The sequence below is a fragment of the Acidisoma silvae genome (assembly GCF_020618775.1).
GTDB classification, from domain to species: Bacteria; Pseudomonadota; Alphaproteobacteria; order Acetobacterales; family Acetobacteraceae; genus Acidisoma; species Acidisoma silvae.
This window is the reverse complement of sequence record NZ_JAESVB010000001.1, coordinates 1-25,591: the sequence shown is the minus strand read 5'-3', so window position 1 is coordinate 25,591 and position 25,591 is coordinate 1. Positions and strand designations below refer to the sequence as shown.

Genomic DNA, 25,591 nt, shown 5'->3' with positions numbered 1-25,591 from the left:
ACCCTGGAATGACCCCCATGGCCGAACATGACGATGCTCTTGCCGCTGCCACCCGCCGCCTGATCACCGCATTCCAGGCCGAAGACACAAAGGGCGAATTGCTGGGCAGCACGCAGTTGGACGGGATCGCGGTGCGGGACGGTCTGGTGCAGGTCACGCTCGGCGTCGATCGCGCCCGCGCCGGCAGTCTGGAACAGGCGCGCCGCGCGGCGGAAGCGGCCATCGCCCGCCTGCCGGGCGTGCGCAACGCAACCGTGGTGCTGACGGCCCATCGCACCGGCCAGGAGAGCGCCGCGGCGCCTGCCGCGCCAACGGGCCATGCGCATGGCCCTCATTCGCATGGCGGCGCCAACCGCCCGCCGGCCCCGAAGCCGCAGCCCATACCGGGGGTCGCGCATATCATCGCGGTCGGGTCAGGCAAGGGCGGTGTCGGCAAATCAACCGTATCAGTCAATCTGGCCGTGGCGATGGCCCGCGCCGGTCTGCGTGTCGGGCTGATGGATGCCGATATCTATGGCCCCAGCCTGCCGCGCATGCTGGGTGCGAACCGCAAGCCGGACGTGCGCGGCGACCGGCTGATGCCGGTCGAGGCCTGGGGCATCAAAGCCATGTCGATGGGTTTTCTGGTCGAGGAGGACAGCGCCATGATCTGGCGCGGCCCCATGATCATGGGAGCGGTCCAGCAATTTCTGGCACAAGTCGAATGGGGCGAGCTTGATGTCCTCGTCGTCGATCTGCCGCCCGGTACCGGCGACATTCAGCTGACCTTGTCACAGAAGGCGAAAGTAACCGGCGCCGTTATCGTATCCACGCCGCAGGATATCGCGCTGATCGATGCGCGGCGCGCGGTGAAAATGTTCGAGAAAGTCGAAATCCCGATCTTCGGCCTTATTGAAAACATGAGCTATTTCTGCTGCCCGAATTGCGGTCATCAGACCAATATTTTCGGCCATGGCGGCGCGCGCGCCGAGGCGAAAACCTTGGGTCAGGCCTTTTTGGGCGAAATCCCGCTCTTGGCGGAAGTGCGCGCGCTGTCGGATGCCGGAACCCCCGTGGTCAGCGAAGCACCGCAAAGCGACGCTGGCCTCGCCTTTGCAGCTATAGTGGATCAGCTTCTTGTACGACTGAAGACAGAGAGCGAGGCGATCTAAAAAGCCGTGACGTTTTGATTGCGGCTTTTACTTATCGCTAAATCGATACGGTTTCGAATTTTATAAAATCGCTAATCAGACCTATGTCTTTTGTATTAATCTCGCAAACTTGACCGAAGCGGGCTCCGGGCCCAGCGGGGACTTGTCCTATACTGTCATCGTCCGAAAGCGAAAATTTCTATTTTTGACGCTTAAGCGACTTGCATTTCGGTCGGTTTCCTTACAAGTAATAGATACACGAATCGGCGAAATGCCCGGACACATTACAACCGTGTCAGATAAGCATCTATGTCGCCCGCGTTAAAACGCTGAATAAGTCCAATTTACAGAGTCACAATGCCGTCCCAGAAGCTTAATATTGACCAGCCCACTGAGGCTATCGACGCAGCAGAAGCGCGTATGCGCCTCGCGCTCGGCCTGACCGGATCGGGCCGCCCAGCGACCGCCGGTCTCAGCGGCGGTCCGCAAAATCACACGCCGCAGCAGAATGCGCCGCATGACGGGTCTCGCCCGCAGCGCCGTCGCTTCGCGCAGGACGGTGACGTCCCCGTTGTCATGCTCAACCGTGGCCGGGAAACCGAAAACGGTGGCGAAAACCGCGTGCAGACCTTGACGTCGGAACTGCGGGACGAGCGGAACAATCGCCAGCGCGCCGAACGTGCGCTTGATGAAGCAAACCTTAATATTCAGTCTTTAAAAACCAAAGTTGCGCATGCCGAGATGGCATTCGAGGAACGCCTGCGCGTGGAACGCGAAGCGCGCGGCAAGATCGAGGTGCTGCGCATCGCCGATCAGGAAGCGCGCCAGCAGGCCGAGCGCCGCGAAGCCGAAGCCGCTCTCGCGCTCTCGGTGCTGGAACGCCGGGTCAGCGATCTGGAAGCCGAGACGGCAGCCGCAAGGTCGGCCCTTGCCGTAGCAACCCAGGCAGCCGTGCCGAAGACCGACCTATTCGGTGACCTGACACCGGACGCGCCCGTGCGCCGTGCCGGCCGCGCCCGCAAGCCGGTTGTGCTCGACGCCGAAGACGATGCTGGCTTTGAAGCCGAGCCGGATATCGAGCCCGACCTGCCGCCCGCCCGTCCCCCGAAGCTTTCGGCCAAGGCCGCCGCGAAAGCGGCATTGGCGGCCGCAGCTGCGGAAAAACCGGTGGACAAGCGCGCCGCCAAGAAGGCGGCTATCGATGCCGATGATGCCGAAGCGCCTGAGGACGACCAGCCGATCGAATGGTGGCTTCCCAGCTTCCGCGCCACCCGCACCGCCAGCACCACACGCCGGCGCAAGGTGGGCTGATATCTGGCCCGCAGCTTGGCCAGGGGAGACCGGCAGCCGCAGCGGTTGACGGTCGCCCCCAAGCCGATTGAACTAGGCCGTCATGGGCGCCACCACCTTTACCCCGGATACAGAACGGCTGCTGGACAGTGCCGAAGCCTTCTGCGTCAGCCGCCACCAGCGGTTGACGGAGCAGCGCCGGCAGGTGCTGGGACTGATTCTGGACAGTCCACGTCCCTCCGGCGCCTATGACCTGCTTGACCGGATGCGGGTGGATGGCAAGCCCACGGCGCCGCCCACCGTCTATCGCGCGCTGGAATTCCTGACCGCACAGGGTCTCGTCCATAAGATCGAGCGGCTATCCGCCTTTGTCGGCTGCGCCCATATGCTGCAATCGGCAAGTCCCTGCGGCCATAGCCACGGCCATGCCCAAGGCATCGAGGCCATTCAGTTCCTAATCTGCACGCATTGCCGGCGCGTGTTCGAAATTACCGACGACCGCATCCGCACCGCGATCGACGCGGCCGCCCAGGCGCAAGGCTTCCGCCCGGCCGGCGCCACAGTCGAAATCGAGGGCACCTGCGCGGAATGCCTGGCGGATGCCGCTGCCGCCCAGACCCAGATTTCCTGATCACTTTCCAGATTCGCATTCACCCCGGAATTCGGCCATACCGCCGCCATGAGCGATACCGTGACACAGACACCAGACGCCGCTGCGCCTAAGGATCAGGCTCCCGATTATCGGAAGACCGTCTTCCTGCCGCGAACAGGTTTTCCGATGAAGGGCGACCTGCCAAAGCGCGAGCCCGGCATGCTGGCGGCCTGGGCCGAGACCAAATTGTGGGACCAGGTGCGTGGGGAATCGAAGGGCAAGACCCCCTTCGTCCTGCATGACGGCCCGCCCTATGCGAACGGCCATCTTCATCTCGGTCACGCGCTCAACAAGGTTCTGAAGGACGCCATCAACCGCGCCCATCAGATGGCCGGTTTCGATGCTCATTATATTCCCGGCTGGGACTGTCACGGCCTGCCGATCGAATGGAAGGTCGAGGAAGGCCACCGCAAGGCCGGCCGCAACAAGGACGAAATCCCGGTCCTGCAATTCCGCGCCGAATGCCGCGCCTATGCCGAAAAATGGCTGGCCATCCAGGCCGAGGAATTCAAGCGCCTGGGCGTGCTCGGCGACTGGCAGAACCGCTATGCCACGATGGACTTCACCTCCGAAGCCGCCATCGCCGCCGAAATCGGCCGTTTCCTGATGAACGGCGCGCTGTATCGCGGCCTGCGTCCCGTCATGTGGAGCCCGGTCGAGAAGACGGCCCTGGCCGAGGCTGAGATCGAATATCACGACCACAAGAGCGTCACGATCTGGGTGCGCTTTCCCGTCATCTCGGGCGGCCCCGCCGAAATCGCCGGCAGTTCGATCATCATCTGGACGACAACGCCTTGGACGATGCCGGCCAACCGCGCCATCGCCTATGGCCCCGAGATCGATTATTCTTTCATTGAAGTCACCGAGGCCGCTGAGGGCGCTCGGGCCAAGCCGGGCGAACGCCTGCTGGTCGCGGAAGCCCTGCTGGAAGCTTTTGCCAAGGAAACCGGCATCGCCGGCTATACCAAGCTCGGCAGCTTCAAGGGCGAGGATCTGGCCGGTGCCATCACGGCGCATCCGCTGCGCGGCCAGGGCTACGATTATGACGTGCCGATGCTGCCGGCCGAATATGTGACGACGGAGGCCGGCACAGGCTTCGTCCATACCGCCCCGACGCATGGCGAGGATGACTTCATCCTGGGTCGCGCCCATGGGCTGGAAGTGCCGGATACGGTGGGCGATGACGGCACCTATAATGCCTGGGTGCCGCTATTCGCCGGCCTTCACGTCTTCAAGGCGGCAGACCCTGTCTGCGCCGCGCTGGAAGCCGCCGGGGGCCTGTTGCACCGGAATGTGCTGGTTCATTCCTATCCGCATTCCTGGCGGTCCAAGGCGCCGGTCATCTACCGCGCGACGCCGCAATGGTTCATCCGCATGGACGGACCCGAGGATATTCGCGGCAAAGCGCTGGCCGCCATCGCGGCCACGAAATTCATCCCCGAACAGGGCCGCAACCGCATCGGCAGCATGGTCGCCGGCCGGCCGGACTGGTGCGTCAGCCGCCAGCGCGCCTGGGGCGTGCCGATCGCCATCTTCGTCGATCGCCGCACGGGCGAGCCGCTGCGTGACCCCGCCGTCATGGCCCGCGTCGTCGAATTCTTCAAAACCGAGGGCGCGGACGCCTGGTACGCCCGCCCGGCCTCGGATTTCCTCGGCAATGAATATGACGCGACCCAGTATGAGCAGGTCCGCGACATCGTCGATGTCTGGTTCGAAAGCGGGTCCACCCATGCTTTCGTGCTGGAAGCGCGCGGCATGCCCTGGCCGGCCGATCTTTACCTGGAAGGCTCGGATCAGCATCGCGGCTGGTTCCATTCCTCGCTGCTCGAAGCTGTCGGCACCCGTGGCGTCGCGCCCTTCAAGGCGGTGCTGACGCACGGCTTCCTGGTCGACGAGCAGGGCCGCAAGATGTCCAAGTCGCTGGGCAACGGGGTCGAGCCGCAGGACGTCATCGAGAAATATGGCGCCGATATTCTACGGCTTTGGGTGATGTCCTCCGATGCGCGGGACGATCTCAGCATTGGGCCGGAAATCCTCAAGCAGCAGGGCGAGCTGTATCGCCGCCTGCGCAATACGCTGCGCTGGCTGCTGGGCAGCCTGGACGGTTTCACCGACAGCGAAATCCTGCCTTACGACGAATTGCCTGAGCTGGAGCGCTGGGTTCTGCACCGCCTGTCGGAACTGGACAGCCTGCTGCGCGGTGCGGTCGAAAGCCATGACTGGACCGGCGTCTATCCCGCCATCCACCATTTCTGCGCGACCGATCTGTCGGCCTATTACTTCGATGTCCGCAAGGATGCGCTGTATTGCGACCGGCCGGACAGCCTGCGCCGCCGTGCCGTCCGCACCGTGCTGGATCAGCTGCATCGCTGCCTCGCCACCTGGCTGGCCCCGGTTCTGGTCTTCACGGCCGAGGAAGCCTGGCAGACGCGCTTCGGCACGGAGACGAGCGTTCATACCCGGCAATTCCCGACGATCCCGGCGGAATGGCGCAACGAGGCCCTGGCCGAGAAATGGACGCGCCTGCGCGATATCCGCCGGCTGGGCACGACCAAGCTGGAAGCCATGCGCCAGGGCGGTCAGATCGGCGCCTCGCTACAGGCCGATGTCACCCTTGGCTTCCCTGCCGACACCGACACGCTGCTGTCGGCAGCCGATTGGGCCGATATGCTGATCGTCTCGACCGTTAGTCTCACGACGGCCGATTCCATTACGGCGGAAGCAACCGTCGCGTCGGGCGAGAAATGCGCCCGCTGCTGGCGCGTGCTGCCGGAAGTGGACGGAACGACGAAGCTTTGCCTGCGCTGCACCGATGCCGTGGCGTCCGGCCTCACCTGCCAGACGGCGGGCTGAGGCTTATGCGCCTCTCCGTCGTGCTGAGTGGCCTTGTCACCGCTATCGTGGTGCTGGCCGCCGATCAGGGCAGCAAGTGGTGGGTGCTGCATGGCCTGCATCTGCCCGAGATCGGACAGGTCGTGATTCTGCCGGTTTTGAATTTCACCATGGTCTGGAACCGGGGCGTCACCTTCGGCCTGCTGACCGGCAACAGTAATTTTGCCCATCTGGCGCTGGCGGTCTTCGCGCTGGCGGTCGTGATCGTGCTGGCCATATGGCTCACGCGCACCCAGCGCCTGATAATCGCACTCCCTGTCGGCGCAATTGCAGGGGGGGCTCTTGGCAATGTCGCCGACCGGCTGCATTACGGCGCCGTGGTCGATTTCATCCAGGCACATGCCTTCGGTTATTCATGGTATGTTTTCAACGTGGCTGACGCCGCCATCGTGTGCGGGGTCGCCGCGCTGGTGATCGACAACCTACTACCCGGCCGGTCGGATGCGACCGCCTCGGGTGCCAAGAATCGCGGCTGAGGGACGCACGCATGCCCAGGATGACAATAATGCGGTGGACGCTGTTTGTGGCGCCGCTGATGCTGGCGGGCTGTTCCAGCGGTACCATGCAGACGCTTGGCCTTCAGCGAGATCCGCCGGACGAGTTTCTGGTGACCACGCAGAGCCAGCTTTCCATGCCGCCGGACTTGAATTCGGCCGCAGCCGATCTGCCGGCGCCCACCCCGGGCGCGCCGCGCCCGCAGGAAGTAACCATCCCCGTGCAGGCCGAAAGCGCCATGCTGGGCGGTGCCTCTCTGGCGGGCGGCGCACCCAATACAGCCGGCGACCAGGCCTTCGTGGGTGAGGCAGGCCCGGCTGCGCCCGCCAATATCCGCCAGCAGATCGATGTCCAGGCAGTCAAGGATGCCAAGAGCCAGACGCTTGGCAACCGCCTTGACCCATTCGGCCGGCCAGTCGCGAAACCGGCCCTTGTCGATGCCAAGGGAGAGGCCCAACGCTTGCAGAAGAATGCGGCGCTTGGCCTCAGCCCCGCCAATGGCAGCACGCCTTTGGTGAAACCCAAAAGCCACGGCCCATTGGGCGATCTTCTCGACAAGATTTTCTGAGGACAAGCATCTCATGAACGGCCGCTTCGCGAACTATCCCAGTCTTGAAGGTCGGCGTGTTCTGGTGACAGGCGGCGCTTCGGGTATCGGCGCCGGCATTGTCGAGCATTTCCTGGCCCAGGGCGCTCATGTCGGCTTCCTGGACCTGGATGAGGCCTCGGCCGCTGTATTGCTCGCGCAGCAACCGGCTGATGCGGTCGTGCACTTCGAGAAGGTCGATCTGCGCGATATTCCGGCCCTGCGCGCCGCCATCGCCGACTTGCGCGGCAAGCTGGGTGGCGGCTTCGAGGTTCTGGTGAATAACGCGGCCCGCGACGACCGGCACAGTATCGACGAGGTCACGCCCGAATACTGGGATGACCGCATGGCGACCAATCTGCGCCATCAGTTCTTCTGCGCCCAGGCGGTGAAGGATGACATGATCGCCGCCGGCGGCGGCTCGATTATCAATATGAGCTCCAACAGCTTCCTGATGGCCCAGGGCGGATTCGCTGCCTATACCTCGGCCAAGTCGGGCGTCATCGGCCTGACCCGCAGCCTTGCGCGCGACCTTGGGCCCCACCACATCCGGGCCAATATCGTCTTTCCGGGCTGGATCATCACGCAGCGTCAACTTGACCTGTGGATGACGCCGGAAGCCGAGGCCAAGCGGGCCGCCGGACAATGCATTCCGGATCGGTTGTATGAGGCCGATGTCGCCCGCATGGTGCTGTGGCTGGCGGCCGACGACAGCCGGCTGGTGACGGCACGCGAATTCATCGTCGACGGGGGCTGGTACTAAGGCTTCAGCACGGCCCCCGTCTCCATAACAGGAGGTAGGCTTGGAACAGAGACGTCTCGGACGATCCGGCTTCATGGTGCCCGTGCTCAGCTTCGGTACCGGCACTTTCGGCGGCAAGGGCGAGTTTTTTCAGGCCTGGGGCGCGACCGATGTCGCGGAAGCCAGCCGCCTCATCGACATCTGCCTGGATGCCGGGCTGAATATGTTCGACAGCGCCGATATCTATTCGGCCGGTGCCGCCGAGGAAGTGCTGGGTGCCGCCATCCAGGGCCGACGCGACAAGCTGATCATCTCCACCAAGGCGACCTTTCGCGCCGGTGACGGCGCCAATGATGTCGGCTCCTCGCGCTTTCACCTCATCCGCTCGGTGGAGCAGTCGCTGAAGCGCCTCGGCACCGATTACATCGACCTCTTCCAGCTCCATGGTTTCGACGCGATGACGCCCGTCGAGGAAACCCTCTCGACGCTCGACGATCTCGTCCGCGCCGGCAAGATCCGCTACGTCGGCTGTTCCAATTTCTCCGGCTGGCATCTGATGAAATCGCTGGCGGCGGCCGAGAAATACAACCTGCCCCGCTATGTCGCGCATCAGGCCTATTACTCGCTGGTCGGCCGCGACTACGAATGGGAGCTGATGCCGCTGGGCGAGGCTGAAGGCGTCGGCGCGGTGGTCTGGAGTCCGCTCGGCTGGGGCCGCCTGACCGGCAAAATCCGCCGTGGCCAGCCGCTGCCCGCAGGCTCACGCCTGCATAAGACGGCCGACATGGGGCCGCCGGTGCCGGACGAGCACGTCTATACCGTGGTCGAAGCGATGGACCAGATCGCTGAGGAAACCGGCAAGACCGTGCCGCAGATCGCGCTCAACTGGCTGCTACAGCGCCCGACCGTCGCCAATATCATCGTCGGCGCCCGCAACGAGGAGCAGCTGCGCCAGAATTTGGGCGCCGTCGGCTGGAATCTGACGCCGGAGCAGGTGGCGAAGCTGGACAAGGCCAGTGCCGTCACCCTGCCCTATCCCTATTGGCATCAGCGCGGCTTTACCGAGCGCAACCCGGCGCCCGTCTGACGCCGATGCGGCAGGCGACCGACCGCCTCTCCATCCAGACCCGTGGCAAGGGGCTGACGGAATTCACCCGGGCCGTCTGGGCCTGGGTGGACCAGCAAGGCATGGAAACGGGGCTGCTGACGCTGTGGTGCGCCCATACCTCGGCGTCTCTGGCAGTGACCGAGAATGCCAGCCCGGAAGTGCTGGTGGATATCGCCGATGCTTTCGAGCGTCTGGTGCCGGAGGATCGCGGCCAGGCCGGGGCCCAGCGCTATATCCACTCCCTGGAAGGGCCGGACGATATGCCGTCGCATATCCGCACGCTGCTGACCGGCCCGCAGTTGACAATTCCCTTGGCCGAAGGGCGACTTGCCCTCGGCACCTGGCAGGGCATTTTCCTGTTCGAGCATCGCACCCGCCCGCATCGGCGGGAGGTGGCGCTGCATCTGATCGGGGAATAGGCGCAGCGAGCGCCCGGTCAGATCAGATCAAATCAGGCGTGAACCTTTTCCGCCACCGGCACGAACGTATCGGCCTTGGCGGCGGCGGGAACCGCGCTCATCATCCGCTGTTCAGTCTCGGTGATATAGTCGCGCGCCATCGGCACCGCCGTCTGCACGCGCGCCAGCTGCACCTGGAAATTCACATGCTCCTGGTAGCGGAAAGCGAGTTCCGAGCCGATCAGGTAGAATTCGAACATGCGGCAGAAACGCTCGTCATACAGCGTCTGGATGGCGTCGCGATTGGCCGCGAAGCGCCGGCGCCAGTGGCGCAGAGTCTCGGCGTAATGCAGGCGCAGCACCTCGACATCGGTGGCGATCAGCCCGGACCGCTCGATCGGCAGCATCATTTCTGACAGCGCGGGGGAATAGCCGCCGGGAAAAATGTATTTTTCGATCCAGCCGTTGGTGGTGCCCGGCCCGTCGCTGCGGCCGATGGTATGGATCAGGGCAACGCCGTCATCCTTCAGCGTGCGCTTCACCATGCCGAAATAGGTGGCGTAGTGATTGATGCCGACATGCTCGAACATGCCGACGGAAACGATACGGTCAAACCGCTCCTGCACGGCGCGATAGTCGAGCAGTTCGAACTTCACCCGGTCGGACAGGCCCTCGGCCTCGGCGCGGGCGCGGGCTTCGGCCAGCTGTTCGGTGGAGAGCGTTATGCCGGTGACCTTCGCTCCATAGTCACGCGCCAGGGTCAGCGCCATGCCGCCCCAGCCGCAGCCGATATCGAGGACGGACAGATCCGGCCGGTCCAGCTTCAGTTTGGCGGCGATATGATGCTTCTTGGCGAGCTGGGCTTCTTCCAGGGTTTCATCGCCGCGTGCGAAATAGGCACAGGAATATTGCCGGTCGCGATCCAGGAAAAGGCTGTAGAGACGACCGTTGAGATCGTAATGATGGGCCACGTTGCGGCGCGAGCGCACCGCGTTGTTCAGCTGTTTGAAGCGGCGGAAGATGGTGCCCAGCACCATGCGGGCGTTCATGATGGGCACGGCACCCATGCCGGCGGTCTGCAGATTGGCGAGCAGGACTTCCATAACCTGGTAGAGCGAGCAATCGACCGGGACCAGAAGCCCGTCCATATACATTTCGCCGACCGCCAGACCAGGATTGAGGACGATGGCGCGGATGGCGCGATCATCGGTCAGCTTGATCGTGTAGGCGCCGTCCTTGTCCGGACCGTAGGAAGTCTTCTCGCCATTCGGCCAGATGACGACCAAGCCGCCCTTTCTGATCATGCGTTTCAGAAGGCGATCAAGGATCTGTCGCATTAGCACTTCTCTCGTCTCACGACGCGGGCCGGGCGGAATCCTGGCCCACTGCACATTACCGCGCTGATAATGCGCCCAGGGTCGCCGGAACTGCAAGCGCGTGCAGACATAAAAAAGGGCCGGCAAGTTTTCACTTGCCAGCCCTTTTTCAATCAGCGCGTCACCTGAATCAGGCGGCGGCTTCCTCTTCGTCATCGGTGCCGAAAATATCGGCCGCGACGTCGTTCTCTTCTTCGGCCGCACGACCGACCGCCTCACCGCGAAGCTGCTTCTCAGCTTCTTCGACGGAGCGGGCGACGTTGACGGAGATGTCGATCACGACTTCCGGGTGCAGCACCACGCGGACAGCGCGAACGCCCAGCGTCTTGATCGGGTGATCAAGCTCAACCTGGCCACGGTCGATGCCGAGACCGGCGGCGGTCGCACCTTCAGCGATATCGCGGCTGGAAACGGAGCCGTAAAGGCTGCCGCTGTCGCCGGCCTGACGGATCAGGGTGACGGACAGGCCGCGAACGCGACCGGCCACGGCCTGCGCTTCTTCACGGCGCTGGAGGTTCTGGGCCTCCAGATGCACGCGCTCCTGCTCGAAGCGGGCGGCATTGTCCTTGGTCGCGCGAAGCGCCTTCTTCTGCGGAAGGAGGAAGTTGCGGGCATAACCCGGCTTCACCTTCACGCGGTCGCCCATCTGGCCCAGCTTGGGAACGCGCTGGAGCAGGATGACTTCAATAGCTGCCATGGTCGTTCTCCCTTACTGCAGAACGTAGGGCAGCAGCGCCAGGAAGCGGGCGCGCTTGATGGCACGGGCGAGCTCGCGCTGCTTCTTGGCGGAAACCGCCGTGATGCGGGACGGCACGATCTTGCCGCGCTCGCTGAGGAAGCGGGACAGAAGGCGCACGTCCTTGTAGTCGATCTTCGGCGCGTTCGGGCCAGAGAAGGGGCAGGACTTCTTGCGGCGGTAGAACGGGCGGCGGGCGCCGACGGCGGCCCGGCGCGCAGCCGGATTGACGTCTGTCGTATCAGACATGGATCAGATCTCCTCCTGCATGCCGCGGCCATGGCCACGGTCGTCCTCGTCATCCCGCGGGCCGCGATATTCTTCGCGGGCACGGAATTCTTCGCGGTCGTCATAACGGCGGCGGCCGCTATCGAAACGGCCAGCGGGCTTCGGCCCACGGAAGCCGCGATCGTCGGACTTGCGCGCGAGAACGGCGGAAGGATTCTCATCGATTTCATCGACGCGAATCGTCATGAAGCGCAGCACGTCTTCGTTCAGACGCAGCTGGCGTTCCACTTCGCCCAGCGCCTTCGGCTCGATTTCGAGGCCGAGAAGCACATAATGGCCCTTGCGGTTCTTCTTGATACGATAGGCAAGGCTACGCAGACCCCAGTATTCGCGCTTGCGCACCAGGGCGCCTTCGCTCTCAACCTGAGCCACGACAACGTCAGTCAGGGTATCGACCTGCTGCTGCGTGATTTCGCTGCGTCCAATCACGACGCATTCATATAGAGGCATATTGTCCCTCCGGATGTATCGGCCTGGTATCCGTGGTCCGGGACTCCGGGCACGGCCAAGCACAGCCGAGGTGATGCCTTCACCCCGGCAGGGCGGGGGGCAAAAGCGCAGATCTTGCCCGATTTCGCAAGGCAAACCTGATCTGCGCCGGTCTCACATGCGCCAGACGGCGGACCGCTTCGCAAGCGCAACACCGCCATGCTTGCACTCCGCTGTCATCCCAGCGTAAGGCTCCGTCCAGACGCCAAGCAGAGACAAGATATTCGATCCTGTCGGTCTGGATGCCATGCCCGAGGCTTTGCCCCGTTTCCGCTCCGCCTGACTGCACGCCTCGCCCCTTTCTTCGCTGACGACTGGCGCCCGCCGACAGAAACACGGACCCGATGAACAGCTCGACCACGACCGCCGCAGACGCCTCTCACCCGGTGCGGAATGCCGTTACCCCTGCGCTCCTGCTCGGCGTTCTGGGTATCGTCTACGGCGATATCGGCACCAGCCCGCTTTATGCGCTTTCAACCTGCCTGACGTTTTTCGGCCGTGCCGGCATGACCGATACGACCGTCCTCGGCACGCTTTCGATGATCTTCTGGGCGCTGATCATCACCGTCACCATCAAATACGTGACCTTTGTGATGCGCGCCGACAATAACGGCGAAGGCGGCATCCTAACCATGATGGTACTGGCGCAGCGCGTCTGCCGCCGCCCCAAGGTCGCCGCCACGGTCGTGCTGATCGCCATCACCGGGGCCTGCCTGTTCTTCGGTGACGGCATGATCACCCCCGCGATTTCGGTTCTGTCCGCGATCGAAGGGCTGGAAGTCACCTCGCCGCTGTTCAAGCCCGCCGTGCTGCCGCTCGCCGTGCTGGTGATCGGCCTACTGTTTTCGTTCCAATATCGCGGCACGGCCACGATCGGCCGCATTTTCGGCCCGGTGATGGCGCTGTGGTTTCTGTCGATCGGCGTGCTCGGCCTCGTGGAAATCGTTCACAACCCCTGGGTGCTGCGCGCGATTTCGCCGAGCTATGTCGTATTTTTCGCGATGAACCATGGCTTCGTCACCTTCGTGACGCTCGGCTCCGTCGTGCTGGCCGTCACCGGCGCGGAAGCGCTCTATGCCGATATGGGCCATTTCGGCCGCAAGCCGATCCAGCGCGCCTGGACCTTCTTCGTGCTGCCCTGCCTGGCGCTCAATTATTTCGGCCAGGGCGCGCTCGTGCTGCGCGACCCCAGCACGCTGGACAATCCCTTCTTCCTGCTCTGCCCGCCGGTGCTGCGGGTGCCGATGGTCATTCTGGCCACCGCCGCGACCGTCATCGCCAGCCAGGCGATGATCTCGGGCGCCTATTCCGTCGCGCGCCAATGCGTGCAGCTCGGCTTCATCCCGCGCATGATCGTGCGCCATACCAGCGAGACCGAAGAGGGGCAGATCTATGTACCCCAGGTGAACACCATGCTGCTGGTCGGCGTGCTGGTGCTGGTGCTGGCTTTCCGCAGCAGCGCGTCGCTCGCCTCGGCCTATGGCGTGGCCGTCACCGGCACCTTCACCTGCACCACCATCCTGGCCTCCCTCGTCTATCGCCGGCAGTTCAAATGGTCGCGCTCGGCCGTCTTCGGCGTCTTCGGCGTCTTCTTCGTCCTCGACGCGGTCTTCTTCATCTCGAACCTGCTGAAAGTGCCGGACGGCGGCTGGGTGCCGATTGCGGTCGCCATCGTGCTGATGGCGACGATGACGAGCTGGAAGCGCGGGCGGGAGCTGATGTTCCAGCGCTGGAAGCAGGACAGCCTGCCGCTGAATTCCTTCCTGGCGCGTCTGCCCTCCTCCCGCATTATCCGCGTTCCAGGCACCGCCGTGTTTCTCACCGGCAACGGCGCCTATGTGCCGAACGCTTTGCTGCATAACCTCAAGCACAACAAGGTGCTGCACGAGCGGGTTTTTCTCGTCACGGTGCAGACCGCCGACGTGCCGGAAGTCGGGCTGCATGAGCGGCTGGAGGTCGAGGAACTGGCGCCGCAGGTCAATCGGGTGACGGTGAAATACGGCTTCAAGGAAAGCCCCAATATTCCCCGTGCGCTGGAAGAACTGCGCGTGCTGGGCGTACCCTTCGACACGATGCAGACCAGCTATTTCCTGGGCCGGGAGGTCATCGTTCCGGCACTGGTGCCGAAACTGTCCTTCTGGCGCCTGTGGCTATTCCTGGTTCTGTCGCGCAATGCCGTGCCAGCGACGGAATTCTTCCGCATCCCCAGCGACCGCGTGGTCGAACTTGGCGTGCGCATCGCGATCTGACGGGCAAGGCTCAATCCACCAGCGTCGGCGCTTCCGGTTCGTCCAGATCGGTCTCCAGCGCCCGGCCCTCGAAAGCCGCCGCGATCAGCGCCCGCGTATAATCCTGCTGCGGATTGGCGAAGATCTCCGCCGCCGGGCCTTCCTCCACCACACGGCCCCGCCGCAGCACGATGATGCGATGCGCCAGCGCGCGGACGATGCGCAAGTCATGGCTGATGAAGAGATAGGCCAGGCCATGGTCGGCCTGTAGCCGGCGCAGCAGATCGACGATCTGCGTCTGCACAGAACGGTCCAGCGCGCTGGTCGGCTCATCCAGCACCACGAAACGCGGCTCGAGCACGACAGCGCGGGCGATGGAAATGCGCTGCCGCTGGCCGCCCGAGAATTCGTGCGGATAGCGCTCCATCGCATTCAGCGGCAGCCCGACCTCGTTCAGAACTGCCGCCACGCGCTCATGCCGCTCGGCGCGGTTGAGTTTGGGGAAATGGACCTTCAGCCCTTCGGCGACGATCTCCTCCACCGTCAGGCGGGGTGACAGGCTGCCGTAGGGATCCTGAAAGACGATCTGCATGTCGCCGCGCAAGGCGCGCAGCTTGCGCTCGGGCAGTTCGGCAATGTTCTGCCCCGCGAACAGGATGCGGCCCTTCGCCTGTTCCAGCCCCAGCATGGCGAAGCCCGTGGTGGTCTTGCCCGAGCCGCTTTCGCCCACCAGGCCGACCGTCTCGCCCTCGCGCACCGTCAGCGAGACATCGTCGACGGCCGCGACATCGCCCACCGAGCGGCGCATGACGCCGCGACGGATGGCGAAGCGGACCGTGAGATTTTCAGCGCAGATCACCGCCTTAGCGTCGGCCGCGACCGGCGACGGACTGCCCTTGGGCTCCGACCCCAGCAGCATGCGCGTATAGGGATGGGTGGGCCGGGCGAAGATATCGGCGACCGTCCCGGTCTCCACAATCCGGCCGGCCTTCATCACGGCGACCCGATTGGCATGCTGTTTCACGACGCCCAGGTCGTGGGTAATCAGCAGCAGCCCCAGCCCCCGCGCCGCCTTTTGCGCGTCGAGCAGGGCCAGGATCTGCGCCTCGATGGTCACGTCCAGCGCCGTCGTCGGCTCATCGGCAATCAGCAGTGCCGGGTCGTTCGCCAGCGCCATGGCAATCATCACGCGCTGCCGCTGGCCGCCTGAGAGCTGATGCGGAAAGGCATCCAGCCGATGCGCGGCATCCGCGAAACCGGCCTGTTCCAGCAGCGTCACCGCGCGACGATGGAGGGCGTCCCGGCTCAATCCGGCCTTGGCGTGCAGCTTTACAGCCTCGGCCACCTGGCGGCCGACGCGATGCAGCGGATTGAGGCTCGTCATCGGCTCCTGAAAGATCATGCCGACGCGCCCGCCACGGACGCGGCGCAGATCGGCCTCGCGCATGCCGGTGATCTCTTCGCCCTCGATTTCGATCCGGCCGGAGGCGACCGCCGCGCCCGGCGGCAGCAGGCGCAGCAGGGACAGCGCGGTGAGCGACTTGCCGGACCCGCTTTCGCCGACCAAAGCCAGCGTCTCCCCGGCCGCGACGGTGAAGGAGACGTCCTGCACCACGGCACGATCCCCGAAGGAGACGGACAGGCCCTCTACGACAACAAGGCTCATCGAAAACCCGTCTTCCGTGGGTTGAAGGCGTCCCGCACCGCTTCGCCGATGAAGATGAGCAGGATGAGCAGTCCACCCAATACGACAAAGGCGGTAATGCCAAGCCAGGGCGCCTGAAGATTGTCCCGCCCCTGCGAGACCAACTCACCGAGCGACGGCGAGCCCGGCGGCAGGCCGAAGCCCAGGAAATCCAGGCTGGCCAGGATGGTGACCGAGCCTGACAGGGTGAAGGGTAGAAATGTCAGCGTCGCGGTCATGGCATTGGGCAGGATATGGCGGCGCATCACCGCGAAATCCGAAACGCCTAGCGCTTTTGCCGCGCGCACATAATCCAGCGTGCGGCCGCGCAGGAATTCAGCCCTGACGACGCCTGTCAGATTGATCCAGTTGAACAGCAGCAGAAACAGCAGCAGCACCCAGAAGGAGGGGGCGATGATGCTGGACAGGATGATCAGCATGAACAGGTCCGGCAGACCGGACCAGATTTCGATGAAGCGCTGAAACAGAAGATCGGTCAGGCCGCCGTAATAGCCCTGCACGGCACCGGCCAGGATGCCGATGGCGGAGGCCAGAATTGTCAGCGTGAAGCCGAAAAGGATGGAAATGCGAAAACCGTAGATGACGCGCGCCAGCACGTCCCGCGCCTGATCGTCGGTGCCCAGCCAGTTGCGCCAACTGGGCGGCGACGGCGCGGAGGCGCCCAGATTATCCACCGTGGTATTGTAGCTGAAGGGGATCGGCGGCCAGATCATCCAGCCATGGGCGCGGATGGCAGCCGCGACCTCCGGGTCGGCGTAATCGGCCTCGGTCGGCATGAAATCCGCCCCGAAGTGATCCTCGCTATAGTCATGCACGACCGGGAACAGGAAATGCCCGTCGAAGCGAACGACCAGCGGACGGTCATTGGCGACGACGCCCGCGCAAAGACTGATGCCGAACAGGACCAGAAAAACCCAGAAGGCATAGAAACCCCGCCGATGCGCCCGGAAGGCAGCCAGCCGGCGGCGATTGAGGGGGGAAATGAGCGGACGTTTCATCACGCGTCAGCGCCGCGCCGAAAAGTCGATGCGGGGATCGACGACGGTATAGAGGATGTCGCCGACGATCTGCATCAGCAGGCCCAGCAGCGAGAAAACATACAGCGTGCCGAACATCACCGGGTAGTCCCGCTGCAGCGCGGCTTGATAGCCCAATTGCCCCATGCCGTTGAGCGAGAAGATGATTTCGATCAGCAGCGCCGAGGTGAAGAGGATGCTGATGAAGGCAGCCGGAAAGCCCGCCACGATCAGCAGCATGGCATTGCGGAAGATATGGCCGTACAGCACGCGCGCATTGCTCGCACCTTTGGCGCGGGCCGTCAGCACGTAATGCTTGCCGATTTCTTCCAGGAAGCAGTTCTTGGTCAGCATCGTCAGGCTGGCGAAACCGCCCACGACCATGGCGACAGTCGGCAGCACCATATGCCAGGCATAGTCGCCGACCCGCGCCGGCCAGGCCCAGGATTGCGATCCGACGGTCGTCAATCCGCGCAGCGGGAACCACTGGAAGGCCGTGCCGCCCGCGAAGACGACGATCAGCATGATGGCGAAGAGGAAGCCCGGGATGGCGTAGCCCACCAGCACCATCAGCGTCGTCACCAAGTCAAACCGCGTGCCGTCCCGCGTTGCCTTGGCGATGCCGAGCGGGATGGAGATGAGATAGATCAGCAGCGTCGACCACAGGCCCAGCGAAATGCTGACCGGAATGCGCTGGATGATCAGGCTCCAGACCGATTGGCCGAGGAAGAAGCTCTGGCCCAGGTCGAGAGTCAGATAGCCTTTCAGCATCAGCCAGAAACGCGTCAGCGGCGGTTTGTCGAAGCCGAAGGTATGCCGTATCTCGGCCAGGATATGCGGGTCGATCCCCTGGTCGCCACGATAGAGGCCGCCCGTGGGTGCCGACGTTTCACCCGCGCCTGCCACCATGCCGGCACGGCCCTTCAGGGTCGCGATCTCCTGCTCCACCGGACCGCCGGGCGCAAATTGCACCACCACGAAGTTAATCGCGATGATGCCGAACAGCGTCGGGATGATAAGAGCCAGGCGGCGCAGGATATAGGCCAGCATGGCTCAGCCGTCCCGCCCGGTCACGCGGCTATCGACACGGATCTCAGCCAGCATTCGAATGATGGCGCTGCGCGTCGGTGACCGCCGCCTTTGCCTGGTCAATCCACCAGCTGTCGATATCGAAACCGGCGCGGAAAGGCTTGGTCGGAAAGCCGAACACATCCCAGAAGGCAAGACGGTAGGCGCCCAGATGCCATTGCGGCACCACATACCACCCCCAGAGCAGGACGCGGTCGAGCGCATGGATGGCGGCGTAAAGCGTATCGCGGTCGGTGGCCCCGATCACCTTGTCGACCAGCGCGTCCACTACGGGGCTGGAGACGCCCATCTGGTTGTTGCTGCCCGTCAGCTTGGCGGCGGCCGACCCCCAATAATCCCGCTGTTCGCTGCCCGGAACATCGGATTCGGGAAACAGCACGACCGTCATATCGTAATCAAAATTATTCATGCGCGACTGGTATTGGGACGGGTCGATCACCCGGACCGTCACGTTAATGCCGAGCCGCTTGAGATCCTCGACATAGGGCAAGGTCACACGTTCGAAGGACGGATCGCTGAGCAGGATTTCAAAGCCCATGGTCTCCCCGGCCTTGTTCTTCAGCATGCGGTCCTGCACCGTCCAGCCCGCCTGTTCCAGCAGATGCAGCGCCGCGATCAGCGCCGGGCGGTTATTGCCTGATCCGTCATTGACCGGCAGCGCAAAGGGCTTGGTGAACAGGTCCGACGGCAATTGTGACCGGAAGGGCTCCAGCAAGGCGAGTTCGGCACCGGTCGGCAGGCCGGTGGAGGCGAGATCGCTATTGCTGAAATAGCTCAGCGTCCGCTCGTAACCGCCATAGAACAGCACCTTATTGGCCCATTCGAAATCATAGGCCCAGGCGATGGCCTGGCGAACGCGCGGGTCACTGAAGACCGCGCGCCGCGTATTCATGCCGAAACCCTGCATGCCGGCCGGCAGCCGGTCCGGGAAGACCTGTTTCTTGACCAGCCCCTTCTGCACGGCGGGAAACCCGTATCCCGTGAACCAGTTCTTGGCGATATTCTCGTTGCGGAAGTCGATATCGCCCGCCTTGAACGCTTCCATCGCGACCGAGGGGTCACCGAAATAGTCGTAGGTGATGCGGTCGAAATTATAGAAGCCACGACAGACCGGCAGGTTGGCGGCCCAGTAATCCGCCCGCCGGCTGTAGGTGACCGAGCGGTTGAGCGCAGAGCTTTCCACCTTATAGGGGCCGGAGCCGAGCGGCGCGTCGATCACCGGCGCCGTGAAATCCCGCCCTTTCCACCAGGCCTGGGGAAAGACGGTCAGGCTGCCCAGGATGAGCGGCAATTCCTTCGCGGCACCCGGATGCAGGCTGAACACCACCGTCCGCGCGTCCGCGGCCCGCACCGACGACACAGCCGCATAATACTGCTGATAGAAAGGCTGCCCCTTGGCGCAGAGCGTCTCAAAGCTCCAGACGACATCGCTCGCCAGAACCGGCGTGCCGTCGGCGAATGTCGCTTCCGGCCGCAGGGTGAAGGTGACGCTGCTGTGGTCGGGCGCGATTGCGATGGTCTCGGCCAGCAACCCATAGCCGGAGGCGGCCTCGTCACTCGACTGGCGCAGCAGCGTGTCCCACAGGTAATTGGCGCCGGCAGCCGGATTGCCGCGAATGATGAAGGGGTTGAAGCTGTCGAAGCCGCCGATCTGGCTGAAGGTGACGGCGCCGCCCTTGGGCGCGTCCGGATTGACATAGGGGAAGTTCTTGAAGTCGGCCGGCAGGGCCGGCAGCCCGGTGACACTGACGCCATAGCCGCCCGGCGGCACGGTCTGCGCCCGCAAAGCTAAGGGGGCAGTCAAAAAACCGGCGCTGGCAGCCAGAAAGGTCCGTCGCTGCATCCACACTTCCCGAAGGTTCTTCGCCGAATAAGACGTCCCAGATAAGACGTCACTGTAACAATGGGAGCTTTCAGCCTTGACCGAAAGCCCCAGGAGATGGCCGGACGCTGACGGTTTCGTCAGGTCAGGTGCTGGATGACGGCGGGCAGCAGCGAGGGATCGCCCAACGCGATGACCTGCCCGGAACAGCCCAGGCGCAGCGGTGCCCCCGCCCAATCGGTGATGCTGCCGCCGGCACCGGTCACGACCGGTACCAGGGCCGCCCAATCCCAGGGCTTCAGATCGTCTTCGACGATGAGGTCGATCTGGCCGAGCGCCAGCAAGCCGAAGGCATAGCAATCCCCGCCCCAGCTTGTACGCAGGGTCGCGGCCCGCAGACGCTCGAAGCGCGGGCGTGTGTCATCGCTGAAAATATCGGGACTGGTGCAGGACAGCTCGGCCCGTCCCAGGTCCGGGCAGGGACGGCAGGCCGCTTTGCCGCCCAGCGGACCGGTAAACTCGGTCGGGCGACCGGCAACACCCACCCAGCGTTCCCCGGTGATCGGCTGGTCGATGATGCCGATGACGGGAACCCCGTCCTGCAGCAATGCGATCAGCGTGCCGAAGGTGGTGCGGCCGGTGATGAAGGCGCGCGTGCCGTCGATCGGATCCAGCACCCAGGTGAAGCCGCTTTGGCCCGTCTCGGTCCCACCAAATTCCTCGCCGATAATGCCGTGGTCCGGGCAATGCGCGGCCAGCACCGCGCGCATGGCCTGTTCCGCCGCACGATCCGCCAGCGTGACAGGACTGTCATCAGCCTTGGCATCGGCCTGCAGGCCGACGCGAAAATAGGGACGCACCGCGACAGCCGCGGCATCGGCGGCGGCCAACGCCACCGGCAGGAAATCCATCGGAGCAGCCATCAGAAAATCCGCTTCACTTAAAGGCTCGAAAAGGAAGGAATACCCTGCGGTCAGAGACCACGACTGGCGCGGATCGGCAAGCGCCGCAGCCCTTTTATCGGGCAAGGCCCCGCGCGGGGTTACAATACGGAACCTTTATCGCCCGATCCGCGATTGGTGATGCGTGCGAAAGCCGGCTTGCCGCTCTGCCGGGGAATGGCTACCAGCGGGCACGGAGGATTTTCGCATGACCCAGGCTGCCATCTCATTCCAGGGTGTGCCCGGCGCCTATTCCGATCTCGCCTGCCGCAAGGCGCATCCGGAACTGGTGCCGCTGCCCTGCGAGACCTTCGAGGCCGCAATCGACGCCGTGCGCGAAGGCCGCGCCCAGCTCGCCATGCTGCCCTGCGAGAACACGCTCGCCGGTCGCGTGCCGGATATCCATTCCCTTCTTCCCGATAGCGGGCTTGCCATCGTCGGCGAGCATTTCGAACGCGTGGAGCATTGCCTGCTCGGCGTGAAGGGGTCCAGCCTGGACAGCATCAAGCGCGTCCATAGCCATGCCGTGGCACTTGGACAGGTGCGCCGGCTGCTGCGCGAGCACGGCATGCAGCCGGTGGTGGAGGCCGATACGGCCGGCAGCGCCGCGCTCGTCGCCGGCTGGGGCCGGATCGAGGACGGCGCCGTCGCCTCCGCCCTTGCCGCCGAGCTCTATGGGCTTGAGATCCTGCTGCGCAATGTCGAGGACGCCGCCCATAATACGACGCGTTTCTATGTCGCGGCGCGCGAGCCGCGCCTGCCGCCGCCCGAGGCGCCGGGGCTGATGACCAGTTTCGTCTTCCGCGTCCGCAACGTGCCGGCGGCGCTGTACAAGGCATTGGGCGGGTTCGCGACCAACGGCATCAATATGACCAAGCTGGAAAGCTATATGGTCGGCGGCCAGTTCACCGCGACACAGTTCCTGTGCGACGTCGAAGGCCATCCCGAGCATCCGGCCCTGCGCCGCGCGCTCGAGGAACTGGCCTTCTTCTCGCGGGAAATCCGCGTCCTCGGCGTCTATCCCGCCGCCGCTTTCCGGCTGGCACAGAAGATCGCCGCCGACTGAGGCGTAAGCTAGACTTATCAGCCGGCCGCCACGCCTTCCCTGACCTCGGCCGGCATGCGGCCGGCGCCGCCCCCGGAATCGACAGGCGCGTTGCGCAGGTGTTCGGCCCGACGCGCCTGGTGCCGCTCCAGCCAGCGAGCGATGTGGCCGCCAAGCTTGCGGAAAGGCTCCTCGATCACCAGCCAGGTGACGGTGGACAGGACGAGGCCCGCCGCGATCACCCCGGCAATCCACACGAAACCGTCGGTATCATGGCTGAAGGGCAGCCTGGTCGCCGGAAAGCGCGTCCAGGCGAGGCCGATGATCTCCTCGTGAATGAGGTAGTAGGAGAAGGAGATCTTGCCGAGCCAAAGGCAGACGGGTGCGTGCAGCACCCAGGATACGATGCCCTTGTCGTAGGAAATGCATAGGATCAGAAGCCCGGCGAAGATCGGAACATAGGTGCCTTGGCCGATCACGCAGGCGCCGATGATACCGCCCAACCCCACAAGCTCACCGAGGATGGTCAGCGACCGGGCAGGCACCGGCACGCGCTGGCTCGCCAGCCTGATCGCCATGCCAAGGCCGAAACCGACCAGGCCGCGCGCGACCGCCCCGTCGCCCCAGACATAGAGATCGTAGATCTGCAGATGATGCTCGATCACCGCCAGAACCAAAATGATGGGCAGCAGCACCCATAGCCGGGCGCCACGCAGCGCCAGGATGGCCAAGGGAAACAGCAGGTAGCAGACAAGCTCGACCGAAATGGACCAGGTGACCGCATTCCACATCAGCCGATGATAGATGAATGGCTGCAACAACAGGGCGAAAGCCGGCAGCCAGTGCAGATTCTGCGCCTCGTTATGGACACCGAAGCGCAGATAGGCGTCGATCCATAGCAGCAGCATGCCGCCGGTGACGGCTAGATGCATCGGATAGACGCGAAAGCCACGGCGGATGAAGAAAGAGCCCAGGTTGTGCCAGGCGAAACCGCGATAGACGGCCGAGAGAATGAAGCCGCTCAGGATGAAAAAGATATCGACGCCAGCATAGCCGTAATGAGAGACCCCGGGCCAAAGCTGATAGCCGACATCGGCCATGCCGAGCTGATAATGCAGCGACGTGACCCACAGCGCGGCGAAGCCGCGAATGGAGGTCAGGGGAACGCTTTCCTGTCGCATTGACCGTTTGTTGCGCACCAGGATCGTCCGGGTCAAATCAAAATGCTCAGGCTTGCTCTGTCGCGTTCAGCCCAATTCCGCTTCGATCGCAAAGGCCGCCGATAGCAGCCGCGTATCGCTGCCCGTTTGTGCCATCAGCATGAGACCCACTGGCATTCCGTCCGTCGGCAGCGGCAGGGATATGCTGCAAAGGTCGAAGAAATTGCCGAAACTCGGGTTGCGCAGAACGAGCATATTGGCCGCCTGGAAGGCTGCTGTCTCGGCCAAGGACGCGATCGTCGGCGCCACGACAGGCGTGGTCGGCATGGCCAGCAGACGGCCATCCGCCAGTTGCGCGTCAAGCTGGGCAATCAGACGCAGGCGATGCTGCAACGTCGCCACATAGCGCGGTGCCGTCACCGGCAGACCACCAAGAATGCGGGCGAGGACCTGCGGATCGAAGTCCGCGCGGTTATTGTCGAGATGGAGGGCATGGATGGCAGCGGCTTCCGCCGGGACGATCGGCGCCTCGGCCAGTGCCGTCCGCATCTCTGCGATCAGCGATCCAATCTCGGCCCAGACGATCTGGGCGCCGGCCTTTTCCAATTGGCGCAGCGTGGCCTCAAAAGCGCTGAAGACGGCGGGTTCGATCCCTTCCAGAAATTCCTCGACCACCGCGATGGTCAGGGTCTCAAGCGGGGCCAAAGCATGCGACGCCTGACCTGCCATGACCGCATCGGCGGCGGCGCAGAGGCCGACGCTATGGGCCAAGGGACCGATGGAATCGAGCGTATAGGACAGCGGAAAAGCGCCGCCTCGCGGCACCCGCGCGGCCGTCGGCTTGAAGCCCACGACGCCGTTCAGCGCGGCCGGAATGCGGACCGAACCGCCGGTATCCGTGCCGATGGCGATATCGCCGAGGCCCAAGGCCGCCGCGACACCGGCGCCAGAGGATGACCCGCCCGGCACGCGGCTGCTGTCCCTGGCATTGCCGGGCGTGCCCCAATGGGGGTTCAGGCCAAGACCGGAATAGGCGAATTCCGTCATATTGGTTTTGCCGAAAATAACCGCGCCAGCGTCGCGCAGCCTTTGGACGATCACCGCATCCTGTTTGGCTGGCGGCGCGTCTCGCAGCATGGCCGACCCGGCAGTGGTTGCCTCCCCCGCCACATCGAACAGATCCTTGATGCTGATCAGAAGCCCGTCCAGTGGCCCAAGGCTCTGGCCGGCGGCGGCGCGTTGGTCGGCGGCATCCGCGGCGGCGCGGGCTGTTTCGGGATAGAGCTTGGTGAAAATCGCCTGATCGGCACCCGGCTCCGCCATGCGGGCGAAGACCGCTTCCAAACGGTCGCGGGCCTTCATCACCTGGTCTGCCATCCTCGTCTCTCCGTCTCGCACACTGGTGGGAGGACTTGGCATTGTTTCCGTCTGTCGCACAATGCACACGGGCATTACGCTGCGGCAACACCATCTCAAAAGACGAAGGACTTGCCGGGTTGCGGCAAGTCCTTGTCTATTCAGGCAGGTTCTTGGTCGGTCTGGGCTTCGCCGGCAGGGCTTTCCTGCGCGGGGACGTCTTCGGCCGGAGCCTCTGCGGCTTCGGGTTCCGGCTTCTCGGGCGGTGCCTCTTTCGCGCGATCGCGCGCCGCCTGAAGATAGTCGAAGGTCAGCGGATCGTGGCCGTCAAAAATCAGATGGTATTCCGCGCCCATGGCGGCGCGCGACGTCTCATCGACCCTGCCGATCTTCTGAATGACCCAGCCATTGCCGCGATCGATGACTGCCGGCGGCAGTTTCACGATGCGGAGCGGAGCGCGCTTCTCGTCACGATTACGACCGCCAGGACGGCCCTGACCGCCTTTCCGCTCGCGATGGTTCATGTCGAACTGGGCGGGGGCGCCTGCCTTAGCCTTGGGTGTTCCGGGGGGTTTAGCCATGACAGTCTCCTCATTCAGCCAAAGCCATCGTTTAAAGACTTCCGGCGGCAGCGGATAGAGAAGAGCGTGGAAGGCTCTGTTGAAACTGGAGTTGCCCCCGTTAAACCGGACACGAGGCGGGTTGCGATTGGCTAAGAATGAACTCACGTGGTGAGCGCATACGCAAGCCGCTATGTGGGTGGTTCTCGTTATAATCTTCGATCCAATTTGGAAGCTGCTGTAGAACGGTCAGTGCATCCGGACGAGGCTGGATCCGCGCGTAATCACGCTTGAGCGTTTTGACAAAGGCCTCGCTGACACCATTGCTTTCAGGGCTGCGGACGGGCGTAAAGCATGGCACCAAAGCGAGCGCCACGGCGAACGCCAGTGTCTCCCTGGCGGCGTAGGCAGAACCATTGTCTGCCAGCCATTGCACGGGATGTGGTGCCCGCACGGCGTTGAAGCGCCGCTCGACGCAGGCGAGCAT

The 25,591-nt window shown here is 64.0% G+C and carries 24 protein-coding genes; 11 read left to right on the top strand and 13 right to left on the bottom strand.

Features of this window, described 5'->3' with window-relative positions:
- The first annotated feature begins 17 nt into the window (after positions 1-17).
- The 9 genes from ASILVAE211_RS00120 to ASILVAE211_RS00080 all read left to right on the top strand — a co-directional run bounded on the left by ASILVAE211_RS00120 (position 18) and on the right by ASILVAE211_RS00080 (position 9,314).
- Complete coding sequence (locus ASILVAE211_RS00120) at positions 18-1,151, top strand: Mrp/NBP35 family ATP-binding protein (RefSeq protein ID WP_227319261.1); 1,134 nt, start codon at positions 18-20, stop codon at positions 1,149-1,151.
- A 336-nt stretch (positions 1,152-1,487) separates the two neighbouring features.
- On the top strand, positions 1,488-2,441 hold the full coding sequence (locus tag ASILVAE211_RS00115) for a hypothetical protein (protein ID WP_227319260.1): 954 nt from the start codon (positions 1,488-1,490) through the stop codon (positions 2,439-2,441).
- A gap of 82 nt (positions 2,442-2,523) precedes the next feature.
- On the top strand, positions 2,524-3,051 hold the full coding sequence (locus ASILVAE211_RS00110; protein ID WP_227319259.1) for a Fur family transcriptional regulator: 528 nt from the start codon (positions 2,524-2,526) through the stop codon (positions 3,049-3,051).
- 48 nt (positions 3,052-3,099) lie between these two features.
- On the top strand, positions 3,100-5,925 hold the full coding sequence (gene ileS / locus ASILVAE211_RS00105; RefSeq protein ID WP_227319258.1) for an isoleucine--tRNA ligase: 2,826 nt from the start codon (positions 3,100-3,102) through the stop codon (positions 5,923-5,925).
- Positions 5,926-5,930: 5 nt separating this feature from the next.
- The gene (gene lspA, locus ASILVAE211_RS00100; protein WP_227319257.1) at positions 5,931-6,440 is read left to right on the top strand and encodes a signal peptidase II; all 510 of its coding nucleotides are present in this window, start codon (positions 5,931-5,933) and stop codon (positions 6,438-6,440) included.
- Positions 6,441-6,469: 29 nt separating this feature from the next.
- Complete coding sequence (locus tag ASILVAE211_RS00095) at positions 6,470-7,027, top strand: DUF3035 domain-containing protein (protein ID WP_227319256.1); 558 nt, start codon at positions 6,470-6,472, stop codon at positions 7,025-7,027.
- A 13-nt stretch (positions 7,028-7,040) separates the two neighbouring features.
- Entirely contained in the window at positions 7,041-7,808 is a 768-nt protein-coding gene (locus tag ASILVAE211_RS00090) for an SDR family NAD(P)-dependent oxidoreductase (protein WP_227319255.1), read from the top strand.
- Between the two features lie 40 nt (positions 7,809-7,848).
- Positions 7,849-8,874, top strand: a complete 1,026-nt coding sequence (locus ASILVAE211_RS00085; RefSeq protein WP_227319254.1) for an aldo/keto reductase — start codon at positions 7,849-7,851, stop codon at positions 8,872-8,874.
- Between the two features lie 5 nt (positions 8,875-8,879).
- The gene (locus ASILVAE211_RS00080; RefSeq protein ID WP_227319253.1) at positions 8,880-9,314 is read left to right on the top strand and encodes a secondary thiamine-phosphate synthase enzyme YjbQ; all 435 of its coding nucleotides are present in this window, start codon (positions 8,880-8,882) and stop codon (positions 9,312-9,314) included.
- Positions 9,315-9,346: 32 nt separating this feature from the next.
- Here the strand turns inward: ASILVAE211_RS00080 and ASILVAE211_RS00075 are convergent, their stop codons facing one another.
- From ASILVAE211_RS00075 to rpsF, 4 genes are all read right to left on the bottom strand, one after another.
- A complete protein-coding gene (locus ASILVAE211_RS00075) occupies positions 9,347-10,630 on the bottom strand; it encodes an SAM-dependent methyltransferase (protein ID WP_227319252.1) in 1,284 nt (427 codons plus the stop codon).
- 169 nt (positions 10,631-10,799) lie between these two features.
- Entirely contained in the window at positions 10,800-11,366 is a 567-nt protein-coding gene (gene rplI / locus ASILVAE211_RS00070) for a 50S ribosomal protein L9 (protein WP_227319251.1), read from the bottom strand.
- A 12-nt stretch (positions 11,367-11,378) separates the two neighbouring features.
- Entirely contained in the window at positions 11,379-11,654 is a 276-nt protein-coding gene (gene rpsR, locus ASILVAE211_RS00065; RefSeq protein WP_227319250.1) for a 30S ribosomal protein S18, read from the bottom strand.
- 3 nt (positions 11,655-11,657) lie between these two features.
- Entirely contained in the window at positions 11,658-12,143 is a 486-nt protein-coding gene (gene rpsF / locus ASILVAE211_RS00060) for a 30S ribosomal protein S6 (RefSeq protein ID WP_227319249.1), read from the bottom strand.
- A gap of 383 nt (positions 12,144-12,526) precedes the next feature.
- Between rpsF and ASILVAE211_RS00055 the strand changes: the two genes are divergently transcribed.
- On the top strand, positions 12,527-14,431 hold the full coding sequence (locus ASILVAE211_RS00055; protein WP_227319248.1) for a potassium transporter Kup: 1,905 nt from the start codon (positions 12,527-12,529) through the stop codon (positions 14,429-14,431).
- A 10-nt stretch (positions 14,432-14,441) separates the two neighbouring features.
- Here ASILVAE211_RS00055 and ASILVAE211_RS00050 read toward each other — a convergent pair whose 3' ends face one another.
- From ASILVAE211_RS00050 to ASILVAE211_RS00030, 5 genes are all read right to left on the bottom strand, one after another.
- Entirely contained in the window at positions 14,442-16,076 is a 1,635-nt protein-coding gene (locus tag ASILVAE211_RS00050) for an ABC transporter ATP-binding protein (RefSeq protein WP_227319247.1), read from the bottom strand.
- Positions 16,073-17,113 (bottom strand): ABC transporter permease, encoded by a 1,041-nt coding sequence (locus tag ASILVAE211_RS00045; RefSeq protein WP_227320092.1) that lies wholly within the window; start codon positions 17,111-17,113, stop codon positions 16,073-16,075. The genes ASILVAE211_RS00050 and ASILVAE211_RS00045 overlap by 4 nt, the downstream gene beginning before the upstream one ends.
- Positions 17,114-17,119: 6 nt before the next feature.
- Complete coding sequence (locus ASILVAE211_RS00040; RefSeq protein WP_227319246.1) at positions 17,120-18,181, bottom strand: microcin C ABC transporter permease YejB; 1,062 nt, start codon at positions 18,179-18,181, stop codon at positions 17,120-17,122.
- Between the two features lie 43 nt (positions 18,182-18,224).
- Positions 18,225-20,063 carry an extracellular solute-binding protein gene (locus ASILVAE211_RS00035; protein ID WP_227319245.1) on the bottom strand — a complete coding sequence of 613 codons (1,839 nt, stop codon included), beginning with the start codon at positions 20,061-20,063 and terminating at the stop codon, positions 18,225-18,227.
- Positions 20,064-20,182: 119 nt separating this feature from the next.
- Positions 20,183-20,965, bottom strand: a complete 783-nt coding sequence (locus ASILVAE211_RS00030; RefSeq protein WP_227319244.1) for an inositol monophosphatase family protein — start codon at positions 20,963-20,965, stop codon at positions 20,183-20,185.
- A gap of 226 nt (positions 20,966-21,191) precedes the next feature.
- On the opposite strand from ASILVAE211_RS00030, the gene ASILVAE211_RS00025 reads away from it, so the two are divergent.
- Positions 21,192-22,049, top strand: coding sequence for a prephenate dehydratase (locus ASILVAE211_RS00025; RefSeq protein WP_227319243.1), 858 nt, complete (start codon positions 21,192-21,194; stop codon positions 22,047-22,049).
- Positions 22,050-22,066: 17 nt separating this feature from the next.
- Here the strand turns inward: ASILVAE211_RS00025 and ASILVAE211_RS00020 are convergent, their stop codons facing one another.
- The 4 genes from ASILVAE211_RS00020 to ASILVAE211_RS00005 form a co-directional block, all read right to left on the bottom strand.
- Positions 22,067-23,245, bottom strand: a complete 1,179-nt coding sequence (locus ASILVAE211_RS00020) for an acyltransferase family protein (RefSeq protein ID WP_227319242.1) — start codon at positions 23,243-23,245, stop codon at positions 22,067-22,069.
- A 30-nt stretch (positions 23,246-23,275) separates the two neighbouring features.
- A complete protein-coding gene (locus ASILVAE211_RS00015; RefSeq protein ID WP_227319241.1) occupies positions 23,276-24,607 on the bottom strand; it encodes an amidase in 1,332 nt (443 codons plus the stop codon).
- A gap of 98 nt (positions 24,608-24,705) precedes the next feature.
- Complete coding sequence (locus tag ASILVAE211_RS00010; RefSeq protein ID WP_227319240.1) at positions 24,706-25,125, bottom strand: hypothetical protein; 420 nt, start codon at positions 25,123-25,125, stop codon at positions 24,706-24,708.
- A 100-nt stretch (positions 25,126-25,225) separates the two neighbouring features.
- A partial coding sequence (locus tag ASILVAE211_RS00005) for an integrase core domain-containing protein (protein ID WP_227319239.1) occupies positions 25,226-25,591 on the bottom strand: 366 nt, incomplete at its 5' end.

What these genes read in the sequence shown, in the direction of transcription:
- ASILVAE211_RS00090 (WP_227319255.1), top strand. Translation starts at nt 7,041, where the DNA reads ATGAACGGCCGCTTCGCGAACTATCCCAGTCTTGAAGGTCGGCGTGTT.
- ASILVAE211_RS00075 (WP_227319252.1), bottom strand. Translation starts at nt 10,630, where the DNA reads ATGCGACAGATCCTTGATCGCCTTCTGAAACGCATGATCAGAAAGGGC.
- ASILVAE211_RS00115 (WP_227319260.1), top strand. Translation starts at nt 1,488, where the DNA reads ATGCCGTCCCAGAAGCTTAATATTGACCAGCCCACTGAGGCTATCGAC.
- ileS (WP_227319258.1), top strand. Translation starts at nt 3,100, where the DNA reads ATGAGCGATACCGTGACACAGACACCAGACGCCGCTGCGCCTAAGGAT.
- ASILVAE211_RS00045 (WP_227320092.1), bottom strand. Translation starts at nt 17,113, where the DNA reads ATGAAACGTCCGCTCATTTCCCCCCTCAATCGCCGCCGGCTGGCTGCC.
- ASILVAE211_RS00015 (WP_227319241.1), bottom strand. Translation starts at nt 24,607, where the DNA reads ATGCCAAGTCCTCCCACCAGTGTGCGAGACGGAGAGACGAGGATGGCA.
- ASILVAE211_RS00030 (WP_227319244.1), bottom strand. Translation starts at nt 20,965, where the DNA reads ATGGCTGCTCCGATGGATTTCCTGCCGGTGGCGTTGGCCGCCGCCGAT.
- ASILVAE211_RS00055 (WP_227319248.1), top strand. Translation starts at nt 12,527, where the DNA reads ATGAACAGCTCGACCACGACCGCCGCAGACGCCTCTCACCCGGTGCGG.
- ASILVAE211_RS00110 (WP_227319259.1), top strand. Translation starts at nt 2,524, where the DNA reads ATGGGCGCCACCACCTTTACCCCGGATACAGAACGGCTGCTGGACAGT.
- ASILVAE211_RS00080 (WP_227319253.1), top strand. Translation starts at nt 8,880, where the DNA reads ATGCGGCAGGCGACCGACCGCCTCTCCATCCAGACCCGTGGCAAGGGG.
- ASILVAE211_RS00010 (WP_227319240.1), bottom strand. Translation starts at nt 25,125, where the DNA reads ATGGCTAAACCCCCCGGAACACCCAAGGCTAAGGCAGGCGCCCCCGCC.
- ASILVAE211_RS00025 (WP_227319243.1), top strand. Translation starts at nt 21,192, where the DNA reads ATGACCCAGGCTGCCATCTCATTCCAGGGTGTGCCCGGCGCCTATTCC.
- rpsF (WP_227319249.1), bottom strand. Translation starts at nt 12,143, where the DNA reads ATGCCTCTATATGAATGCGTCGTGATTGGACGCAGCGAAATCACGCAG.
- ASILVAE211_RS00120 (WP_227319261.1), top strand. Translation starts at nt 18, where the DNA reads ATGGCCGAACATGACGATGCTCTTGCCGCTGCCACCCGCCGCCTGATC.
- ASILVAE211_RS00095 (WP_227319256.1), top strand. Translation starts at nt 6,470, where the DNA reads ATGCGGTGGACGCTGTTTGTGGCGCCGCTGATGCTGGCGGGCTGTTCC.
- ASILVAE211_RS00040 (WP_227319246.1), bottom strand. Translation starts at nt 18,181, where the DNA reads ATGCTGGCCTATATCCTGCGCCGCCTGGCTCTTATCATCCCGACGCTG.
- lspA (WP_227319257.1), top strand. Translation starts at nt 5,931, where the DNA reads ATGCGCCTCTCCGTCGTGCTGAGTGGCCTTGTCACCGCTATCGTGGTG.
- rpsR (WP_227319250.1), bottom strand. Translation starts at nt 11,654, where the DNA reads ATGTCTGATACGACAGACGTCAATCCGGCTGCGCGCCGGGCCGCCGTC.
- ASILVAE211_RS00035 (WP_227319245.1), bottom strand. Translation starts at nt 20,063, where the DNA reads ATGCAGCGACGGACCTTTCTGGCTGCCAGCGCCGGTTTTTTGACTGCC.
- rplI (WP_227319251.1), bottom strand. Translation starts at nt 11,366, where the DNA reads ATGGCAGCTATTGAAGTCATCCTGCTCCAGCGCGTTCCCAAGCTGGGC.
- ASILVAE211_RS00050 (WP_227319247.1), bottom strand. Translation starts at nt 16,076, where the DNA reads ATGAGCCTTGTTGTCGTAGAGGGCCTGTCCGTCTCCTTCGGGGATCGT.